Here is a 19811-nt window from a genome sequence, read left to right as displayed (position 1 = left end):
ATCAAATACCAATGTAATGGAGGCGTTACAACTGTCTATCGAACAATGGAAAGCAGAATTGAACTCCATCCTTACTGAATTTAATGAACAGGTGCAGCTAAAAAAAGGCCAGCTGCTGGTCGTCGGCTGCAGCACGAGTGAAATCATTGGCAAGCGGATAGGCACAGCTGGTACAGATGAGGTTGCGGAAATGGTCTTCAGCCAGCTCCGTGAACTGCAGGGGAAAACTGGCGTCCAGCTGGCCTTCCAGTGCTGCGAGCATTTGAACCGCGCGATTGTCGTCGATAGGGAAACAGCAGAACAGAAGCAGCTGGAAGAAGTGACGGTCATCCCGGTGAGGAACGCGGGCGGCGCGATGGCAGCTTACGCATATAAAAATCTCAAGGATCCTGTGGTTGTCGAGTTCATCAAGGCTGACGCAGGCATCGATATCGGCGACACGCTGATCGGCATGCAAATGAAACATGTTGCAGTACCAGTGCGTGTTCAGCAAAAAAGCATCGGTCATGCGCATGTTACTCTGGCGAAGACGAGGCCGAAGCTGATCGGCGGCGCCCGCGCCGTTTACGAGCAAACGATAGAAAACGAGTCTTGCTGACAAAATTGGGAAACTAGGTTTTACTGACAGAGGAAAGGCAATGAAGGAAATTGCAGCCCTGATATTCAGATCTACGTTTACCTTCAGCCTTTCCTTTCATTATAATATCGGCTAAAATAAGAATGAATTTTCTAATAAATGAACAAGGGAATACATAAAAGAGGGGGAACTTAAGTGAAGCACTTGTCACAGCAGGACAGCCAGCTATACGCTGCAATGCAGGATGAATTGAAACGTCAGCGTACGAAAATTGAATTGATCGCATCAGAGAACTTTGTCAGCGAAGCGGTAATGGAGGCACAGGGGTCTGTACTTACGAATAAGTACGCAGAAGGCTATCCGGGCCGCCGCTATTATGGCGGATGCGAATATGTTGATGTTGCAGAAAATATTGCGCGCGACCGCGCGAAGGAAATCTTCGGCGCAGAGCATGTCAATGTCCAGCCGCACTCAGGAGCGCAGGCCAATATGGCTGTTTATTTCACGATTCTTGAGCAAGGAGACACTGTGCTTGGGATGAATCTTTCCCACGGTGGCCACTTGACTCACGGAAGTCCGGTAAACTTCAGTGGCGTCCAGTATAATTTCGTTGAGTATGGAGTTGACGAAGATACACATAGGATCAACTATGATGTCGTTCTTGAAAAAGCTCGCGAGCACAAGCCGAAGCTGATCGTTGCCGGTGCAAGTGCCTACCCGAGAGCGATCGATTTCAAGCGTTTCCGTGAAATCGCTGATGAAGTGGGCGCTTATTTGATGGTCGATATGGCGCATATCGCTGGTCTTGTCGCAGCTGGCCTCCACCAGAATCCGGTGCCGTATGCTGACTTTGTTACAACGACAACTCATAAAACTCTTCGCGGCCCGCGCGGCGGAATGATTCTCTGCAAAGAAGAATTCGCGAAGAAAATCGATAAATCTATCTTCCCTGGAATTCAGGGCGGCCCGCTTATGCACGTCATTGCTGCGAAAGCAGTAGCATTTGGCGAAGCGCTCCAGGATTCTTTCAAAGAATACGCACAAAATATCATTTCGAATGCAAACCGTCTTGCAGAAGGCTTGAATAAGGAAGGCATCGACCTTGTATCTGGCGGTACAGACAACCATTTGCTATTGGTTGACCTACGTTCACTTGGCCTGACTGGAAAAATCGCAGAAAAGGTGCTTGATGATATCGGTATCACCGTTAATAAAAACACGATTCCATTCGATCCAGAAAGCCCATTTGTAACAAGCGGAATCCGCATTGGTACAGCTGCAGTTACAAGCCGTGGCTTCGGGCATGAAGAAATGGACGAAATCGCTTCAATCATTGCCTTCACATTGAAAAATCACGAAGACGAGGCGAAGCTGGAAGAAGCAAGCAAACGCGTCGAAGATTTGACAAGCAAGTTCGAACTATATCCTGAGAGATAAGATTTTACCCGGCGGCCCTCCATGAATGAGGGCCGCTTTTTCAGGAAAAAATGATTACGCTGTAGCGGTTGCTTGTATAGAGGTTTTTCTGTAAAATTATACGAAGTGTGATTCAACAGATCTTACATATAACAGACAGGTGTTCACAACTCATTTACCTTTAAAAGGAGCGATACACATGGCAAAAGTATACGTATTTGACCATCCATTGATCCAGCATAAACTTACTTATATCCGCGAAAAAAGCACAGGCACGAAGGAATTCCGCGAGCTTGTAGATGAAGTAGCAACGCTGATGGCGTTCGAAATCACGCGTGACATGCCGCTTGAGGAAATTGAAATTGAAACACCAGTCGAAAAGACAAAATCAAAAGTTCTTTCAGGCAAGAAGCTTGGCATCATCCCGATTCTTCGTGCAGGTATCGGAATGGTCGATGGCATACTGAAGCTGATCCCGGCTGCGAAGGTCGGACATATCGGACTTTACCGTGATCCAGAAACATTATTGCCGGTTGAATACTATGTAAAACTTCCAAGTGACGTCGAAGAGCGCGATTTTATCGTTGTTGACCCAATGCTTGCGACAGGCGGATCTGCAGTCGAAGCGATCAACTCTCTTAAAAAGCGCGGCGCGAAGCATATCAAATTCATGTGTTTGATTGCAGCACCAGAAGGGGTAGAAACGGTAAAAGAAGCACACCCTGATGTAGATATTTATATCGCTGCACTCGATGAAAAGCTGAATGACCACGGATATATCGTACCTGGACTAGGAGACGCAGGAGATCGTTTATTCGGGACAAAATAAGATTTAGCTGAGGTACCTCTTTAAATAGGGGTGCTTTTTTTAATTATGGGATTAGAATTATTCTAGTTCGCGGAATTAAAGCATGTTTTCGCGGAATTATGGAACTTTTTCGCGGAATTCAATACTTTTTTCGAGGAATTGCTCAGCGTTTTCGCGGAATAAATGTAATCTGAATACAAAACTCCCTTAAATGAAACGCTAAGTTAAAAAGGGAGGGGCTATTTTTCATGAAAAAGCGTAATTTCTTCTTAATTCTTCTATCAATAGCAATCCTCACTGCATTCAAACCGCAAAAACTGGAGCTCCCGCCGATTCCTCAAGAAGATCCGCAGACTGAAAAAGTTGCTATCGTGCTGACGGAGCAGCCTGTGGAAGAACAGCAAATCAAAAATCAGTTAAAAAACCTAAAAAACACAAAGCTCCGCCGCATCTTCACGCATGCGGTCAATGGATATTCCGTTAAGGGTCCTAACTCTGAGCTTCAACAGCTTGAAAAATCTAATGACATCCAACTATTATCCGAAGTAAACACGTACAAGGTGGAGAACTCAGCCCATCTGCCAAATCGATACAAACCAAGCGAAAGCTTTATCGATAATTTTGAATTGATTGGAACGGAAGCAGTCCGCGGAATTCTTGATAAAAAAGGCAATCGCCTGACGGGGAAGGGTGTGACGATCGGGGTAATCGACACGGGGATCGATTATGAGCATCCTGACTTGCGGAGAAGTTTTTCCGGGGGGCATGACCTGGTCGATGGCGATGATGATCCGATGGAAACGAAGGGGGCCGGCTTTAGAAGCACCCTGCACGGAACGCATGTGGCAGGTGTCATCGCGGCAAATGGAAGAATGCGAGGGATGGCTCCCGATGCGAAAATTGTTGCCTACCGTGCGCTGGGCCCAGGCGGAAGCGGAACTACTGAACAGGTCATAGCTGCTATAGATGAAGCGATAAAAGACAAAGTGGATATCCTGAATCTTTCGCTCGGAAATGATGTGAATGGTCCGGACCTTCCTATCAGCCTGGCGCTCAATAAGGCAGTGGATGAAGGGATCGTCGCTGTTACTTCATCCGGGAATTCGGGTCCGAACCGGTGGACTGTAGGGTCACCTGGCACAGCTTCAAAGGCCATCTCAGTAGGGGCCTCGACACCTCCAATGCAGGTGCCGTATCTCAACGCCACGGGATTATCTGAAGAAATAAGGCTTGAACTTTTACAGGGCTCGGACAGTTGGAAAATTACCCAAAGTGAACAGCTTGTTTTTGCAGGACTTGGAACGATAGAAGAAATGAAAGGTGTAAGGGATAAGCTCGTGCTAGTCGAACGGGGTAAGCTTACCTTTACCGAAAAAGCGAAGAATGCACTTGAAGCGGGTGCGATCGGCGTGATTATCTATAACAACACAAAGGGAACATTCTTTGGAAACCTAGAAGAGAACTTGCCTATCCCAGTGGCCGCGATTAGTAAAGAAGCAGGATTGGCGCTAAAAAAACATCTCAATAAAAACTCGATGCTGATTCGCATGAATTTAATAGAAGAAAAAGATATACTTGCTGACTTCAGTTCCCGCGGTCCGGTGACTGTCACATGGGAAATCAAGCCAGACATCGTCGCTCCCGGCGTTGCGATTAACAGTACGATTCCCGGGGGCTACCTCCCGCTTCAGGGTACGAGCATGGCCGCCCCCCATATTGCAGGAGCAGCAGCACTGATCAAGCAGGCCCATCCAGATTGGTCCCCGGCTGAAATCAAGGCGGCAATAATGAATACTGCCAAGGATATTAGCGACCGTGACGGCAAGAGGTACCGGACATTCGAGCAGGGAGCAGGAAGGATCCAGCTGGAGGCAGCGATCAATACGGAGAGCCTGGTCATTCCAGGGTCGCTTCAATTCGGAAAATTCCAGCTTGCCGATAATATGCATCGCCATAGTGCAAAGCTTACAGTCAAAAATACAGGTTCAGCCACTAAAACTTATTCATTTTCCATTCCAAAAAAAGAGCAGGGAATAGAATGGGAGCTTCCAATGAGCTTTTCGCTGAAACCGAATGAAGCGAAAAACTTGGAGCTAGCGATGCAAGCCTCTCCGGATTTGTTAAAAGATAAAATCCATGATGGCAGCCTCGTTATGGATGATGGGAAAAACAAGATAAGGATTCCATACTTGTATGTTCTGGAAGAACCGGATTACCCACGGGTGATGGGCTTCGACTTCGCGCCGGCAGATAACGGTAAGGCTTATCGCTATGAAGTCTATTTGCCGGGAGGAGCAGACGAATTTGGCATCGCACTTTTTGATCCGGATCAATACCGCTTCGTCGGATTCCTTGATTGGGGAAGAAAGCTGGAAAAGGGAATGGTAGGAAAGGAAATACCTTTGGAAAAATTGCCGAAAGAAGGCCTGTACCTTGCCAAGGTATTCGCAAAGAAAAAAGGGCGAGAGAGCACGATAGACGCGATGATTTTTATAGGTAAAAATACAAGGACGGGAGAGCACGATTGAAGCAGTAGTTTATAAATAATGCAAGGGCCGGAAAGGTAATTCCTTTCCGGCCCTATATTATTCTCAATAAACTATTTGTGTTCTCCCAGTATCTCTGTCACACCTCAAAAACGGCATTAATGGAAAAAAACACTGAGAAAATTCAGGCAAAAATAAGCTTTTATAATATAATACTAACATAGGGTTATTGGTATATATTTTAAGTGAAAACTTTGTGAATTTTTTCACCGCTATGGATTGACATTGACAATAGCCTATTGTATGCTTACAAAGGGCATAAAATGATAAGGTTTTCAATGTTGATATGCAAGCTTTTTTTGTGAAAATATTGTTTTTTCGAAAAATGATTTTTCACCCCCTGAAGCTCCCATTCTCAAAAGTGAGGATGCGTTTTTTATGCGCCGAAACAACCGCCACCCTTTTCAAGCGATGGCACTCATGTCCGCTATACTATCTCAACTGGTAGGCTCCATTTTAATTGGCATTTTTTCCGGAAGATGGCTGGACCAAAATCTTGGTACAGAGCCACTTTTCTTAATATTCGGATTGCTGATCGGATTGGCGGCAGGTGTTTATGCCATGCTCCGCCTCATCCAACACTTCTTTTCGGGAGACTAGCCATCTATGGAAATTCAGGACTTGTTTATTCGCCAGCGCAAATACATATTCACCTTGTTGTCTTTATACGTACTCGGGTACGGCTTTACAAGCTATCAATCTGTTTTTGCAGGGTTGATCTTTGGTACAAGCCTGAGCCTTTTTAATTTATGGCTCCTTGCGAGGAAAATGAACAACTTCGGGGATTCGGTTGTACAGGGGAAGAAGGTGCGCTCGCTCGGCTCGTTGTCGAGACTTGCTACCGGAGCACTTGCTGTAATCGTTGCGATGGAATACCCGGATCGCATAAACCTTATGTTTACAATTTTGGGATTAATGACAGCTTACATTGTCATTATGATAGATTTTTTTGTCCAGTCTTTTCAATCACGTAAATAGCGGGGAAGAGAGGTGAATAATTGATGCATCATGAAGCTCCTTTAGTTCCATTTTTAGGACTTTATTTTAACCTGGCAAACATGCTGATGATTACAGTAGCAAGTGCTATCGTCTTCATCATTGCAGTACTTTCCACTCGTAAGCTTGCGATGAAGCCGACAGGAATCCAGAATTTCATGGAATGGATCATGGATTTCGTAAAAGGAATCATCAACAGCACGATGGACTGGAAAGATGGAGGAAGGTTCCATGTACTAGGAATCACATTGCTAATGTATGTGTTTGTTTCCAACATGCTGGGACTGCCGTTCTCTGTCGTATACGACAACTACTTATGGTGGAAATCACCGACAGCTGATCCAGTCATCACACTGACTCTTGCAGTCTTGGTAGTAGGGCTTTCCCATTATTATGGCGTCAAGCTTAAAGGGACAGCTGAATACGGCAAGGAATTCTTTAAGCCATTTTGGTTCATGTTCCCGATCAAGATCATTGAAGAGTTCGCGAACACGCTCACTCTTGGTCTTCGTCTTTACGGTAACATTTACGCAGGTGAGATCCTGTTGGGTCTGCTTGCAGCCAGCCTCGCTACGGATGCTGTCGGACACATAGCCGCAGCTTTACCAATGCTTGTATGGCAAGGTTTCTCCGTTTTCGTCGGAGCAATCCAGGCATTTATCTTCACAATGTTAACGATGGTTTATCTCTCTCATAAAGTGAGCCATGACCATTAATATATACCTGTTCATTTAATGGACAAAACTTAAAAAAACATTTTTTCATACATTAAAGGAGGAACTTTATAATGGGTCTTTTAGCAGCAGCAATCGCAATCGGTTTGGCAGCACTTGGTGCAGGTATTGGTAATGGTTTGATCGTATCACGTACAGTAGAAGGTATCGCTCGTCAGCCAGAAGCTCGGGGTATGCTTCAAACTACAATGTTCATCGGGGTTGCATTGGTTGAAGCGATTCCTATCATCGCTGTAGTTATCGCGTTCATGGTTATTGGTGGTTAATTCATTATAAGAATTTAAGATGGCGAAGATCATTCCGCGCGAACCTTCGCCTTTCTACTATGTAGACTTTTTGCGGGATTATATCGGCAGGGGTCGACCTGAATTTGAATGCAAGCAATCGTTTGAAATAAAATCGGGCAAGCCTGGGATTTGGAACGGGTAGCCTTATGCGTTGGCTACTAGCCGTAGGCTTTTAGTGAGATGACGCATGTTGGACCTTTTTAATCATGGTACAACTCTTGAAGGGAGTGAATCGAGGGTGTTAACAATGAATTTTGTATTGGGAGCGGCAACCGGCCTTAACACGGGCGATATCTTGTTCCAGCTTTTTATGTTCCTTGTTTTGTTAGCATTGCTTAAGAAGTTCGCTTGGGGTCCATTGATGGGCATCATGAAGGAACGTGAAGAGCATATTGCTGGCGAAATCGGAGCGGCTGAAAAAAGCCGTGCTGAAGCACAGAAACTTTTGGAAGAACAGCGTGACATGCTTAAGCAGGCACGCACAGAAGCACAGGGCCTAATTGAAAACGCAAAGAAACAGGGCGATGTACAGCGTGATGAAATCATTGCATTGGCACGCACTGAATCTGACAGAATCAAAGAATCTGCGAAGCTTGAAATTGAACAGCAGAAGGAGCAGGCTGTTGCGGCAATCCGCGAACAAGTGGCTTCACTTTCTGTATTGATTGCTTCTAAAGTAATCGAGAAGGAAATCTCTGCGGCTGACCAGGAAAAGCTCATCAATGAATACATTCAAGAGGCGGGTAATGCCCGATGAGCAACTCGACAGTAGCAAAACGCTATGCCCTGGCACTTTTTCAACTCGCTTCTGAAAAGCAGGCTCTCCCGCAGGTTGAGGAAGAGCTTCGCGCTGTAAAAGAAGTTGTTGTGAACAATCCTGAATTGACTGCCTTTTTAAAGTCTCCAAAGCTTCCGAACGAGAAGAAAAAAGAGGTTTTAAAGACAGCTTTCGGTTCAGTAAGCACATATGTCCTTAATACTCTGATGATTTTGGTTGACCGCCACCGCGAAGACCAGATCGCAGATGTTGCTGACCAGTTCATCGCCCTTGCGAATGACGCAAAAGGCGTGGCTGAAGCAAAAGTCTATAGTGTCCAGCCTTTGACGGCTGAGCAGGCTGAAGCAATTTCAGCTTCGTTCGCGCCTCAGGTTGGCAAACAGTCACTTCATATTGAAAATATTGTAGATTCCAATTTGCTTGGAGGCGTAAAGCTTCGCATTGGAAACCGCATTTTTGACGGCAGCTTGCGCGGCAAGCTAGATCGTTTAGAACGTAAATTGCTAGGCTAAGATTCGTAGATAGGGGTGAAACTCATGAGCATCAAAGCTGAAGAAATCAGTGCGCTGATAAAATCGCAAATCGAAAATTATCAGTCGGAAATTCAAGTGAGTGATGTGGGTACAGTTATCAGTGTTGGTGACGGTATCGCCCGTGCTCATGGCCTCGACAATGTCATGGCTGGAGAACTTGTTGAATTTTCAAACGGCGTTATGGGTATGGCACAAAACCTGGAAGAAAATAACGTCGGTATCATCATTCTTGGACCTTTCACGGACATCCGCGAAGGCGACGAGGTACGCCGTACGGGCCGCATCATGGAGGTTCCTGTAGGGGAACAGCTTATCGGCCGCGTCGTAAACCCTCTTGGACAGCCAGTCGATGGCATGGGTCCAATCAATACAACTAAAACTCGTCCAATCGAATACGGTGCACCAGGCGTTATGGATCGTAAATCCGTTCATGAGCCTTTGCAGACTGGTATCAAGGCGATCGACGCTCTTGTTCCAATCGGACGCGGACAGCGTGAATTGATCATCGGTGACCGTCAGACTGGTAAAACATCTGTAGCGATCGATACAATCCTTAACCAAAAAGGCCAGGACATGATCTGTATCTACGTTGCAATCGGACAAAAGGAATCAACTGTACGTAACGCAGTTGAAACTCTCCGTAAGCACGGCGCGTTAGATTATTCTATCGTTGTTACAGCATCTGCTTCCCAGCCAGCACCACTTTTATACCTTGCTCCTTACGCTGGTGTAACGATGGGTGAAGAATTCATGTACAATGGCAAGCACGTTCTTGTCGTATATGATGACCTTTCAAAACAAGCGGCAGCATACCGTGAACTTTCCTTGCTGCTTCGCCGTCCTCCAGGTCGTGAAGCTTACCCAGGGGATGTATTCTACTTGCACTCACGCTTGCTAGAGCGTGCTGCTAAGTTGAGCGACGCTAAAGGCGCAGGTTCAATCACAGCACTTCCGTTCATTGAAACACAAGCAGGCGACGTTTCTGCTTACATTCCAACGAACGTTATCTCAATCACAGACGGACAGATCTTCTTGCAGTCTGACCTATTCTTCTCTGGCGTACGTCCAGCGATCAACGCAGGTCTTTCTGTATCCCGTGTAGGTGGATCCGCTCAAATTAAAGCGATGAAGAAGGTATCTGGTACACTACGTCTTGACCTTGCTTCATACCGTGAATTGGAAGCATTCGCACAGTTCGGTTCTGACCTTGACAAAGCAACTCAGGCAAAACTTAACCGCGGTGCCCGTACGGTAGAGGTTCTTAAACAAGATCTTAACAAGCCGCTTGCTGTTGAAAAGCAAGTAGCAATCCTATATGCACTTACTCGCGGCTTCCTTGACGATATTCCATTGCAGGATATCCGCCGCTTCGAAGGTGAATTCCTTTCATGGTTAGACCACAACCATACAGAAGTGTTAGATCATATCCGTTCGACGAAGGAACTTCCTTCTGATGATGATATGTCTGCTGCACTAAACGCTTTCAAAAAGACGTTTGCAGTATCTGAGTAATCTTGAATAAGTAGCAGCGCCAGCATTCCTTTTTTAAAAAAGGATCTGGCTCCTGCTTACACTTGGACTAACAATTCTTTTGTAAAAGGGTGGTGAGAACCGAAATGGCATCTTTACGCGATATAAAAAACCGTATTACTTCGACTAAAAAGACGAGCCAGATTACCAAGGCAATGGAGATGGTATCCGCAGCTAAATGGAACCGTGGAGTCATGAACGCGAAAGCTTTCGTTCCTTACATGGAAAAAATCCAGGAAGTGACTGCCTCAATCGCAATGGGCAGCAAGGATTCCAACCACCCAATGCTGAACAGCCGTCCAGTCAAGAAGACGGGATATCTAGTGATTACATCTGATCGCGGACTTGCAGGTGCTTACAACAGTAACGTCCTGCGCCAGTTGTATCAGACAATTCAGCAACGCCATAAATCAAATGACGAGTTTGCGATCATCGCGATTGGGCGTGTCGGCCGTGACTTTTTCCAGAGCCGTGGCATGAACGTTGTCCTTGATATCGTAGGCATCGCTGACCAGCCGTCTTTCGCGGAAATCCAGGATATCGCCAGCAACACAGTTGGCATGTTCTCGGACGGAACATTTGATGAATTATATATTTACTATAGTCATTACGTCAGCGCGATCGCTCAAGAAGTAACAGATAAGAAGCTGCTTCCGTTAACGGATATTGGCGGAGCATCAACAAAGCTTACCTCTTATGAATTTGAGCCGAACGCTGAAGAGATCCTGGAAGTTCTCTTGCCGCAATACGCAGAAAGCTTGATTTACGGAGCACTGCTTGATAGCAAAGCAAGTGAACACGCTGCTCGTATGACAGCCATGAGAAACGCAACGGACAATGCGAAAGAGCTGATCAATTCCCTCAGCTTGAGCTACAACCGCGCGCGTCAGGCTGCTATTACCCAGGAAATCACCGAAATCGTCGGTGGAGCTGCAGCGCTCGAATAAATTTGTCAGGTAAAAACAGGGGATGTGGCTTGATGCCGCATCCCATCATGATGTATATATTTCAACTAGTACGATAGGAGGGAACAAGATGAACAAAGGACGCGTTCTCCAGGTTATGGGTCCGGTTGTTGACGTTAAGTTTGAAAGCGGCAATCTTCCAGAGATCTATAACGCTTTGAAAATTGTAACAAGCGATGCGGATGTGACCATCGAGCTAACTCTTGAGGTAGCCCTTCACTTAGGTGATGACACAGTTCGTACAATCGCGATGTCTTCCACAGACGGCCTTAAGCGTGGCGTCGAAGTATTAGATACAGGTGCTCCAATCTCCGTTCCGGTTGGGGACGTAACACTAGGACGTGTATTCAACGTATTGGGTGAGTCAATCGATCTTGACGCTCCAGTTGCAGCTGATTCACGCCGCGATTCAATCCACAGGGAAGCTCCAACATTCGAACAGCTTTCAACTGAGGTTGAAATCCTTGAAACAGGTATCAAGGTAGTTGACCTTCTTGCTCCATATATCAAGGGTGGTAAGATCGGATTGTTCGGTGGTGCCGGTGTAGGTAAGACCGTATTAATCCAGGAATTGATCAACAACATCGCTCAAGAGCACAGTGGTATCTCCGTATTCGCAGGTGTTGGTGAGCGTACACGTGAAGGTAACGACCTTTACCACGAAATGACTGACTCTGGCGTTATCAAGCAAACAGCGATGGTATTCGGACAGATGAACGAGCCGCCAGGAGCACGTATGCGTGTTGCCTTGACTGGTTTGACAATGGCTGAATATTTCCGTGATGAGCAAGGACAGGACGTTCTTTTCTTCATGGATAACATCTTCCGTTTCACGCAAGCAGGTTCTGAGGTTTCCGCGCTACTTGGCCGTATGCCATCTGCAGTAGGTTACCAGCCAACTCTTGCAACTGAAATGGGTAAATTGCAGGAACGTATCACATCTACTAACGTAGGTTCTGTTACTTCCATCCAGGCGATCTATGTACCAGCCGATGACTACACTGACCCGGCTCCGGCTACAACTTTCGCTCACTTGGATGCAACAACGAACCTTGAGCGTAAGCTTTCTGAAATGGGTATCTACCCTGCGGTGGATCCACTTGCTTCGACTTCACGTGCATTGACACCTGAAATCGTTGGCGAAGACCACTATTCAGTAGCTCGACGCGTGCAGCAAACATTACAGCGTTACAGAGAACTTCAGGATATCATCGCGATCCTTGGTATGGATGAGCTTTCTGACGAAGATAAGCTAACTGTACACCGCGCTCGCCGCATCCAGTTCTACCTGTCACAAAACTTCCACGTAGCCGAACAGTTCACAGGACAGAAAGGTTCTTACGTGCCAGTTAAAGAAACAGTTAAAGGATTCACAGAAATCCTTGACGGCAAATATGACCACCTTCCAGAAGATGCATTCCGCCTAGTTGGCCGAATCGAAGAAGTTATCGAGAATGCAAAACGTATGGGTGTAGAGGTCTAATAACGGACCAGGAGGGTAAAAAATGAAGACGATTAAAGTCAGTGTTGTTACTCCCGATGGGCCGGTGTATGAATCAGATGTTGAAATGGTAAGCACAAAAGCGAGCACAGGCGAACTTGGAATCTTGCCAGGCCACATTCCTATGGTTGCACCGCTACAAATTGGCGCTGTCCGTTTGAAAAATGGCAGCAAAAACGAGTTCATTGCAGTCAGCGGCGGCTTCCTCGAGGTCCGTCCTGAGCAGGTAACCATCCTTGCTCAATCTGCAGAACAATCATCTGAAATCGATCTTGAACGTGCACTAAAAGCAAAAGAACGCGCTGAGCAGCGCCTGCATGAAAGAAAGCAGGAGAACATCGACTTCAAGCGTGCAGAACTTGCCCTGCAACGTGCAATCAACCGTATTTCAGTTGCAGAACGCAGAATTTAATTTTAAGATTAACACCCTCCGGCGCTGCCGGGGGGTGTTTTATTGTGTTGAGTGAGAGGCGTGGCGGTGGATTGTTTGTTTTGCTTCTGCCAGATGATTTACAAATCTAGGAGCAGATTCCGTTTCGCCAATAAAGTTGTGAAAATCGCCAATAAAATCAAATTATCGCCAATAAAAAATTATTTTCGCCAATAAAACGAGATTTTCGCCAATAAAATTGTGAAAACCGCGAATAAAACAAAACACGAGCCAATTTACCCTCTGCTTTTCAAAAGAATTCTTCATCCAATCAAGGCTTTTTAAGAAAAGAAATAGAATTCCTCATCCAATTCCACACAAGTTAAGCGAAATCAGAAGAATTTAACATTCACTCCCATAATCTTTCAACAAAATGATTAGAATTCATCTTTCGATCCCCATTCTTCACAAGATTTTCATATGCTTTCCACTCTTTTCAAAAAAAGTTCGCATTCAATCTCCACTTTCGCAACCTCACGAAAATGGTCGCTAAAAACAATTCAAAATTACTCTTCCAAAACAGATTGCCACAATGTTGATAAACGTCACTGACAACTTAACCCAAAATGTATTTAATATAAAATGTAACCGATTGTCTTATTTTAGGAGCAGTGGATACCGAAACAAGGAGGCTGCACACTCCAAATCGATGCGCTGCAACGGCAATAAAAAGCCTGGAGAAAACAATGAGAATAAATTGCCTTCCATACAACTAAGTATGGAAGGGGACGACTCTTTCTTCTTGGACATCCAGACCACAATCAGAAACTATTTTTCTATTGAAAAAGGCTTGGAAGAAGGTTGCCAGATTGTACAAAGGCTTGTCGACACACTATTGCAACAATGGTATAATTGTTATCGGTTACAAGATTAAAAAGTATGAAAATTTCACAACATTGGAGGGATGGGCATGGAGCAGTTGAATCTATATCAAAATAACTATTTGATAGTCTTTGTGTTCCTATGTCTCGGGGTATTGCTTCCAATCGTAGCCTTGTTTGCGGCTAAGCTTTTGAGGCCGAAATACAAGCAGGACGAGCGGAAATATACCACCTACGAGAGTGGGATGGAACCGTTCAGCGATGCGCGGGTCCAGTTTAATGTCCGTTATTATGTTTTTGCTCTTATGTTCGTTATTTTTGATGTAGAAACAGCGTTTTTGTTTCCATGGGCTGTCGCCTATGAAAAGCTGGGAATCTTTGCATTGATCGAGATGCTGATTTTCGTCGTAATGCTTCTCATCGGACTCATCTACGCATGGAAAAAGAAGGTGCTAAAATGGATTTAAAGTTGGATGATTTCTCACCTGAAGAAGTGGCAGAACTCCAAAGGAATGTATTTGTGACAACTCTTGAACAGGTAAAAGGCTGGGCACGTAGCAACTCGATGTGGCCAATGACTTTCGGTCTTGCGTGCTGCGCTATTGAAATGATGGCATCCAGTTCGGCTCACTATGACCTGGACCGTTTCGGGACATTTTACCGGAACTCACCTCGTCAGTCTGATGTCATGATTGTTTCAGGTACTGTAACGAAGAAAATGGCTCCGACTGTCCGCAGGCTGTACGATCAGCTGGCAGAACCAAAGTGGGTAATCGCGATGGGTTCATGCGCGACAGCAGGCGGTCCATATGTAAAATCATACTCAGTTGTAAAAGGTGTCGATCAGATTGTGCCGGTCGATGTTTACATACCGGGTTGCCCGCCGAATCCAGCAGCATTGATTTACGGGATTAATAAATTGAAAGAGAAAATCCGTTATGAGGCGAAAACCGGGAAGAAGGTGATCTAACCGATGAGCGGGGAAAAGGATTTAGAGCAGATAAAGAGAGAAGCAGCCCAAAAAGCAAAAGAGCTTGCGAAGCAGCGTCAGGCAGCTAAACAAGCAGGGGAAGGAAACGACCCGAAAGAGGTTGCCGACAAAGTCGCAGAACCTGAAGTGAAAGAAACCGAGACAAAGGCAGAAGCACCAGCAGGTGAGGATGCTGAACTCGCTAAAAAGAAAGCCGCCGCAGCAGCGAAGGCAAAGGCAGCTGCACTGGCGAAAATGAAAGCGAACGCTCAGTCAGAAGAAGCACAAGAACCGAAAAAAGAAGTATCGGCTCCGGTAGAAGGTCAAGACGCTGAATTAGCTAAGAAAAAAGCAGCTGCAGCAGCAAAAGCGAAAGCAGCCGCTCTTGCAAAAATGAAGGCAACTGGCCAGGTGGAGGAAAACGCTGAAGTGGAAACTCCAGCAGCCACTGAAGCTTCAGCGGGCGACGATGATGATCTTGCTAAAAAGAAAGCCGCAGCCGTAGCGAAAGCAAAGGCAGCAGCGGCAGCGAAAAGAAAAGCACAGGCAGAAGCAGGCGGAGAAGCAGATGCTCCTGCAGGCGATGACGATGACCTGGCGAAAAAGAAAGCCGCGGCCGTAGCAAAGGCAAAGGCAGCAGCGGCAGCAAAAAGGAAAGCTCAAGAGGCAGGCGGAGGAGCAGACGCTTCAACCGGCGACGACGATGATCTTGCTAAAAAGAAAGCCGCAGCCGTAGCAAAAGCTAAGGCGGCAGCAGCAGCGAAAGCAAAAGCCGCAGCCGGCGGTGGATCCGCTGACGATGAAAAGGCGAAAGCGATTGCAGCAGCGAAGGCAAAAGCAGCCGCAGCAGCAAAGGCCAAGGCAGCAGCTGGCGCAAAGGCAGGAGCAGAAGAGCCTGTTGAAGAAAAGAAGCCATCTCCAAACCAGCCTTACTTAGATAAATATGTAAAAGCGATTACCGACAACCTTGGTGATGATATTCTGGAAGATTCGTATATTAACTCTCTTTCAAAAGATGTCCCGACGCTTGTCGCAAAGAAGGAATCCTATTACCGACTGGCTGAATTCCTGAAGTACAACGAACTATTAGGCTTCGATTACCTGTCAGAGCTGCACGGAACTGATTTCCAGACACATATGGAAGTGTATGTTCACTTGTACTCATACAAAAACAGGCAGTCAGTTGCGTTGAAGGTCAAGCTTGACCGCGATGCCCCTGTTACCAAATCGGTACAGCCTCTATGGGCAGGAGCCGATTGGCCGGAGTGTGAAGCTTACGACTTGCTTGGCATCAAATTCGAAGGCCATCCAAACCTCCATCGCATCATGCTTGGTGAAGACTGGGTCGGCCACCCATTAAGAAAAGACTATGAACCGTATGATGTGGAGGTGTAGCCCGTGATACGCACAGAAGAAATGCTCTTGAACGTGGGCCCGCAGCACCCTAGTACACACGGTGTATTCCGCCTCGTTCTGAAAATTGACGGTGAGATCATCGTTGAAGCAAAGCCGGTCATCGGTTATTTGCACCGCGGGACTGAAAAGCTTGCCGAAGACCTGCAATATACACAAATCATTCCGTATACAGACCGGATGGACTATGTATCGGCAATGACGAATAACTATGTAATCGTCCATGCAGTCGAAACGATGATGGGCTTACAGGTGCCTGAACGCGCGGAATATCTGAGAATCCTGGCGATGGAATTGAACAGGGTTGCCAGCCACTTGTTGTGGTGGGGAACATTCATCCTCGACTTCGGTGCGACAAGCCCATTGCTGTACGCATTCCGTGACCGCGAGATGATCCTGAACCTGTTGAATGAACTGTCTGGTGCTCGTCTGACGTTCAACTACATGCGTGTAGGCGGCGTAAAGTGGGATGCTCCTGAAGGCTGGATTGAAAAAGTGGCAGATTTTGTCCCTTACTTGAGAGGCCAACTGAAAGGCTACCATCAGCTGGTATCTGGAAACGAAATCTTCCTTAACCGTACAAAGAACATTGGTACTTATTCAAAGGAAGACGCAATCAATTACTCATTGAGCGGCCCGAACCTGCGCTCTACAGGCGTGAAATGGGATTTGCGCAAGGATGAGCCGTATTCAATCTATGACCGCTTCGACTTCGACGTTGTCACTCGCGAAGAAGGCGATGCGCTTGCCCGTTACCATGTAAGGATGGGTGAAATCGTAGAATCGCTTAAAATCATCGAACAGGCTGTGCAGCAATTCCCGAAAGATGGAGAAATCATAGCCAAAGTTCCAAAAATCATCAAGGCTCCAAAAGGGGAAGCGTTTGTCCGGATCGAAGGCTCCCGAGGCGAGATCGGCTGTTACATATCAAGCGATGGCAAAAAAGAGCCATACCGTCTTAAGTTCAGACGACCGAGCTTCTACAATCTGCAAATCCTCCCTAAACTGCTCGAAGGTGAAAGCATCTCAAATCTGATTGCAATTTTAGGAGCGGTTGATATCGTTCTTGGGGAGGTAGACGGATAATGGTTCAGGATCTACTCGAATCAAGCGCAGGCCTTATGAACTTCAGCATCTTCTTCGTCCTGGCTGTCGTCCTGCTGTTCGTAATCCTTGGATTCGTAACAATGGCGATTCTGGCAGAGAGGAAAGTGCTTGGTTTCATGCAGGGCCGTTACGGTCCATCCCATGTCGGCGGTAAATGGGGGCTGTTGCAATCCGTTGCCGACGTTGTAAAGCTACTTGTAAAAGAAGACTTAATTCCAAAAGCAGCGGATAAGCCGTTGTTCATTATCGCACCGGTCATCGCGTTTGCGCCGTCCTTCATGGTCATGGCGACGATACCATTGACTGACAAACTGCAATTTGCTGACTTGAATGTCGGATTCCTGTATTACATCGCAATCTCAGGGCTGACAATCGTTGGCATGCTGATGGCAGGCTGGGCATCCAACAACAAGTATTCATTGCTTGGCGGTATGCGTGCAGCAGCACAGATGATTTCCTACGAAATCCCGCTTGTCATGAGCGTTCTTGGAATCGTCCTGCTGACAGGCAGTCTTAATCTTAATGAGATTGTTGCAGCACAAGGTGACAATGGCTGGTTCATCCTATGGCAGCCAATCGCGTTCATCGTGTTCTTCATCGCTGCTACTGCTGAACTGAACAGGGTGCCGTTTGACCTTGCTGAAGCGGAAAATGAGCTTGTTGCCGGTTTCCACACAGAGTATTCTGGCTTCCGCTGGGCAATGTTCATGCTTGCTGAATATGTGTATATGTTCGCAATGTCTGCGCTGATCACTGTCTTATTCCTTGGAGGCTGGCTGCCGCTGCCGTTCCTCGGCTTCATTCCAGGAGCTGTATGGTTCGCGCTCAAGTTCAGCCTAGTGGTCTATATCCTCATTTGGTTCCGTGCTACGTTCCCGCGTATCCGCGCCGACCAATTGATGGAGTTCGCATGGAAAGTGCTTCTGCCGGTAGCGCTGGCAAACATCTTCCTAACTGCTTTGATTAAAGAATTTTTTCTAAAATAGGAACGGAGGCAGCATTGCTTCCTGCATTAAAGGGGTGAATTACGTGCTAGGATGGACTAAAGGATTAGCTTATACCCTTAAACAATTGACTCGCGAAAAGCTGACTTACGATTATCCAAACGAACCGATTCCGCTTCCTGACAGATTCCGCGGGATCCAGAAGTTTTATCCTGAAAAATGCATCGTCTGCAACCAGTGTGCCAATATTTGCCCGACAGATTGCATTAACTTGACTGGTAAAAAGCATCCTGATCCAACGAAAAAAGGCAAAATCATTGATACGTATGATATCAACTTCGAACTTTGCATCCTCTGTGACCTGTGCACAGAAGTTTGCCCGACTGAAGCGATCATCATGACGAACAACTTTGAGCTTGCTGAATACAGCCGGGATGATTTATTCAAGAACCTGGAATGGCTTGACGAAAATGATGAGAATATACGGAAGGTGAATAAAGCATGACGTTAACAGGGGAATTTTTTGCGTTTATGTCACTTGCTTTAGTGGCGGTAATCGGCGGCGTGCTTTTATTGAACCTCACGAAGGTCATCCACATGGTCGTTGCGCTCGTCTTTACTTTCGTCAGTATTGCAGGTATTTATGTGCTCTTGTCCGCTGAATTCTTGGCGGTCATCCAAGTAATGATTTATTCCGGCGCCATCACAATCATGATGCTGTTCGGAATCATGCTTACCCGCCACCATGGTGACGATGCTGAACCAAAAGGCGGAATGCTGCGCAAGCTTGCATTGCTGCTCGGTGTACTAGGCTTTGGTGCAGCTGTGTATTTTGGAATTTACGATTTGGATTTCCAAGCAGTACCAAATACACTGCATGAAAACAATACAGAACAAATCGGGGTATCACTGTTCTCACATTACATCATCCCGTTTGAACTGACATCCGTGATCCTGCTTGCTGCGCTCGTCGGCGCAATCGTACTGGCGCGCAAGGATGACGAAAAGGAGGGTGATCAGGAATGAGTTCTGTTCCGGTTTCAGCCTATCTAGCTCTTGCACTTATTCTTTTTTGCATCGGCCTCTACGGTGCCCTGACAAAAAAGAACACAGTTATTGTGTTGATTTCCATCGAATTGATGCTAAATGCGGTCAATATCAATCTGGTAACCTTCAGTAAATACGGAGTGAATCCTTCGATCACTGGCCAGGTTTTCGCGCTGTTCTCCATTGCGGTGGCAGCAGCTGAAGTAGCGGTAGGACTTGCGATCTTGATTTCGCTTTACCGCAACCGCAGGACGGTCAATATTGATGAAATGAATCAGTTGAAAAATTAGATTGATGGATTTTTCATAGGCGGTATTTGCCGCTAAAATCAGAAGATTTCTTGTAGCTGGACTGCCCCGTGAAAGACGGGCCTCAATCTGACGGGCGTATATATGATAGATAGCGCAC

At 46.3% G+C, this 19811-nt stretch carries 22 protein-coding genes; all 22 read left to right on the top strand.

Annotation, left to right across the window (positions count from 1 at the left end; all coding sequences use genetic code 11):
* Positions 1-16 precede the first annotated feature (16 nt).
* The 22 genes from TY49_RS04025 (at position 17) to nuoK (ending at position 19693) form a co-directional block, all read left to right on the top strand.
* The gene (locus TY49_RS04025) at positions 17-598 is read left to right on the top strand and encodes a TIGR01440 family protein (protein ID WP_041964616.1); all 582 of its coding nucleotides are present in this window, start codon (positions 17-19) and stop codon (positions 596-598) included.
* 174 nt (positions 599-772) lie between these two features.
* A complete protein-coding gene (glyA, locus tag TY49_RS04020) occupies positions 773-2014 on the top strand; it encodes a serine hydroxymethyltransferase (protein ID WP_041964615.1) in 1242 nt (413 codons plus the stop codon).
* Between the two features lie 178 nt (positions 2015-2192).
* Positions 2193-2822 (top strand): uracil phosphoribosyltransferase, encoded by a 630-nt coding sequence (gene upp / locus TY49_RS04015; RefSeq protein WP_041964614.1) that lies wholly within the window; start codon positions 2193-2195, stop codon positions 2820-2822.
* Positions 2823-3049: 227 nt separating this feature from the next.
* Positions 3050-5329 (top strand): S8 family serine peptidase, encoded by a 2280-nt coding sequence (locus TY49_RS04010; RefSeq protein WP_041964613.1) that lies wholly within the window; start codon positions 3050-3052, stop codon positions 5327-5329.
* 396 nt (positions 5330-5725) lie between these two features.
* The gene (locus TY49_RS04005; RefSeq protein WP_041964612.1) at positions 5726-5947 is read left to right on the top strand and encodes an AtpZ/AtpI family protein; all 222 of its coding nucleotides are present in this window, start codon (positions 5726-5728) and stop codon (positions 5945-5947) included.
* 6 nt (positions 5948-5953) lie between these two features.
* Positions 5954-6325: an ATP synthase subunit I gene (locus TY49_RS04000; protein WP_041964611.1), complete on the top strand. Its 372-nt coding sequence runs from the start codon at positions 5954-5956 to the stop codon at positions 6323-6325.
* A gap of 23 nt (positions 6326-6348) precedes the next feature.
* The gene (atpB, locus tag TY49_RS03995; protein WP_041964610.1) at positions 6349-7059 is read left to right on the top strand and encodes a F0F1 ATP synthase subunit A; all 711 of its coding nucleotides are present in this window, start codon (positions 6349-6351) and stop codon (positions 7057-7059) included.
* A 71-nt stretch (positions 7060-7130) separates the two neighbouring features.
* Complete coding sequence (gene atpE / locus TY49_RS03990) at positions 7131-7343, top strand: F0F1 ATP synthase subunit C (protein ID WP_023613579.1); 213 nt, start codon at positions 7131-7133, stop codon at positions 7341-7343.
* A 259-nt stretch (positions 7344-7602) separates the two neighbouring features.
* Entirely contained in the window at positions 7603-8121 is a 519-nt protein-coding gene (locus TY49_RS03985; protein WP_041964609.1) for a F0F1 ATP synthase subunit B, read from the top strand.
* Positions 8118-8654 carry a F0F1 ATP synthase subunit delta gene (locus tag TY49_RS03980; RefSeq protein WP_041964608.1) on the top strand — a complete coding sequence of 179 codons (537 nt, stop codon included), beginning with the start codon at positions 8118-8120 and terminating at the stop codon, positions 8652-8654. Before TY49_RS03985 ends, TY49_RS03980 begins: the two co-directional genes overlap by 4 nt.
* Positions 8655-8678: 24 nt before the next feature.
* Positions 8679-10187, top strand: coding sequence for a F0F1 ATP synthase subunit alpha (gene atpA, locus TY49_RS03975; protein WP_041964607.1), 1509 nt, complete (start codon positions 8679-8681; stop codon positions 10185-10187).
* A gap of 104 nt (positions 10188-10291) precedes the next feature.
* The gene (locus tag TY49_RS03970) at positions 10292-11152 is read left to right on the top strand and encodes a F0F1 ATP synthase subunit gamma (protein WP_023613583.1); all 861 of its coding nucleotides are present in this window, start codon (positions 10292-10294) and stop codon (positions 11150-11152) included.
* 88 nt (positions 11153-11240) lie between these two features.
* Positions 11241-12653: a F0F1 ATP synthase subunit beta gene (gene atpD / locus TY49_RS03965; RefSeq protein WP_041964606.1), complete on the top strand. Its 1413-nt coding sequence runs from the start codon at positions 11241-11243 to the stop codon at positions 12651-12653.
* Positions 12654-12675: 22 nt separating this feature from the next.
* A complete protein-coding gene (locus TY49_RS03960; RefSeq protein WP_041964605.1) occupies positions 12676-13083 on the top strand; it encodes a F0F1 ATP synthase subunit epsilon in 408 nt (135 codons plus the stop codon).
* 928 nt (positions 13084-14011) lie between these two features.
* Positions 14012-14389 (top strand): NADH-quinone oxidoreductase subunit A, encoded by a 378-nt coding sequence (locus tag TY49_RS03950; RefSeq protein ID WP_041964603.1) that lies wholly within the window; start codon positions 14012-14014, stop codon positions 14387-14389.
* Positions 14380-14892 carry a NuoB/complex I 20 kDa subunit family protein gene (locus tag TY49_RS03945; protein WP_023613587.1) on the top strand — a complete coding sequence of 171 codons (513 nt, stop codon included), beginning with the start codon at positions 14380-14382 and terminating at the stop codon, positions 14890-14892. The genes TY49_RS03950 and TY49_RS03945 overlap by 10 nt, the downstream gene beginning before the upstream one ends.
* Before the next feature lie 3 nt (positions 14893-14895).
* Entirely contained in the window at positions 14896-16287 is a 1392-nt protein-coding gene (locus TY49_RS03940) for an NADH-quinone oxidoreductase subunit C (protein WP_041964602.1), read from the top strand.
* Between the two features lie 3 nt (positions 16288-16290).
* On the top strand, positions 16291-17391 hold the full coding sequence (locus TY49_RS03935; RefSeq protein WP_041964601.1) for an NADH-quinone oxidoreductase subunit D: 1101 nt from the start codon (positions 16291-16293) through the stop codon (positions 17389-17391).
* A complete protein-coding gene (nuoH, locus tag TY49_RS03930; protein WP_041964600.1) occupies positions 17391-18398 on the top strand; it encodes an NADH-quinone oxidoreductase subunit NuoH in 1008 nt (335 codons plus the stop codon). The genes TY49_RS03935 and nuoH overlap by 1 nt, the downstream gene beginning before the upstream one ends.
* Positions 18399-18441: 43 nt before the next feature.
* On the top strand, positions 18442-18861 hold the full coding sequence (nuoI, locus tag TY49_RS03925; RefSeq protein WP_023613591.1) for an NADH-quinone oxidoreductase subunit NuoI: 420 nt from the start codon (positions 18442-18444) through the stop codon (positions 18859-18861).
* Positions 18858-19382: an NADH-quinone oxidoreductase subunit J gene (locus TY49_RS03920; protein WP_041964599.1), complete on the top strand. Its 525-nt coding sequence runs from the start codon at positions 18858-18860 to the stop codon at positions 19380-19382. Before nuoI ends, TY49_RS03920 begins: the two co-directional genes overlap by 4 nt.
* Positions 19379-19693 carry an NADH-quinone oxidoreductase subunit NuoK gene (gene nuoK, locus TY49_RS03915; protein ID WP_023613593.1) on the top strand — a complete coding sequence of 105 codons (315 nt, stop codon included), beginning with the start codon at positions 19379-19381 and terminating at the stop codon, positions 19691-19693. The genes TY49_RS03920 and nuoK overlap by 4 nt, the downstream gene beginning before the upstream one ends.
* The last annotated feature ends 118 nt before the right edge of the window (positions 19694-19811 follow it).

Origin of the sequence: Mesobacillus selenatarsenatis SF-1 (assembly GCF_000813125.1) — a bacterium.
In the GTDB taxonomy this organism is placed as follows: Bacteria; Bacillota; Bacilli; order Bacillales; family Cytobacillaceae; genus Mesobacillus; species Mesobacillus selenatarsenatis.
The sequence above is the reverse complement of the archived record's forward strand: the minus strand, read 5'-3'. Positions and strand labels throughout refer to the sequence as shown.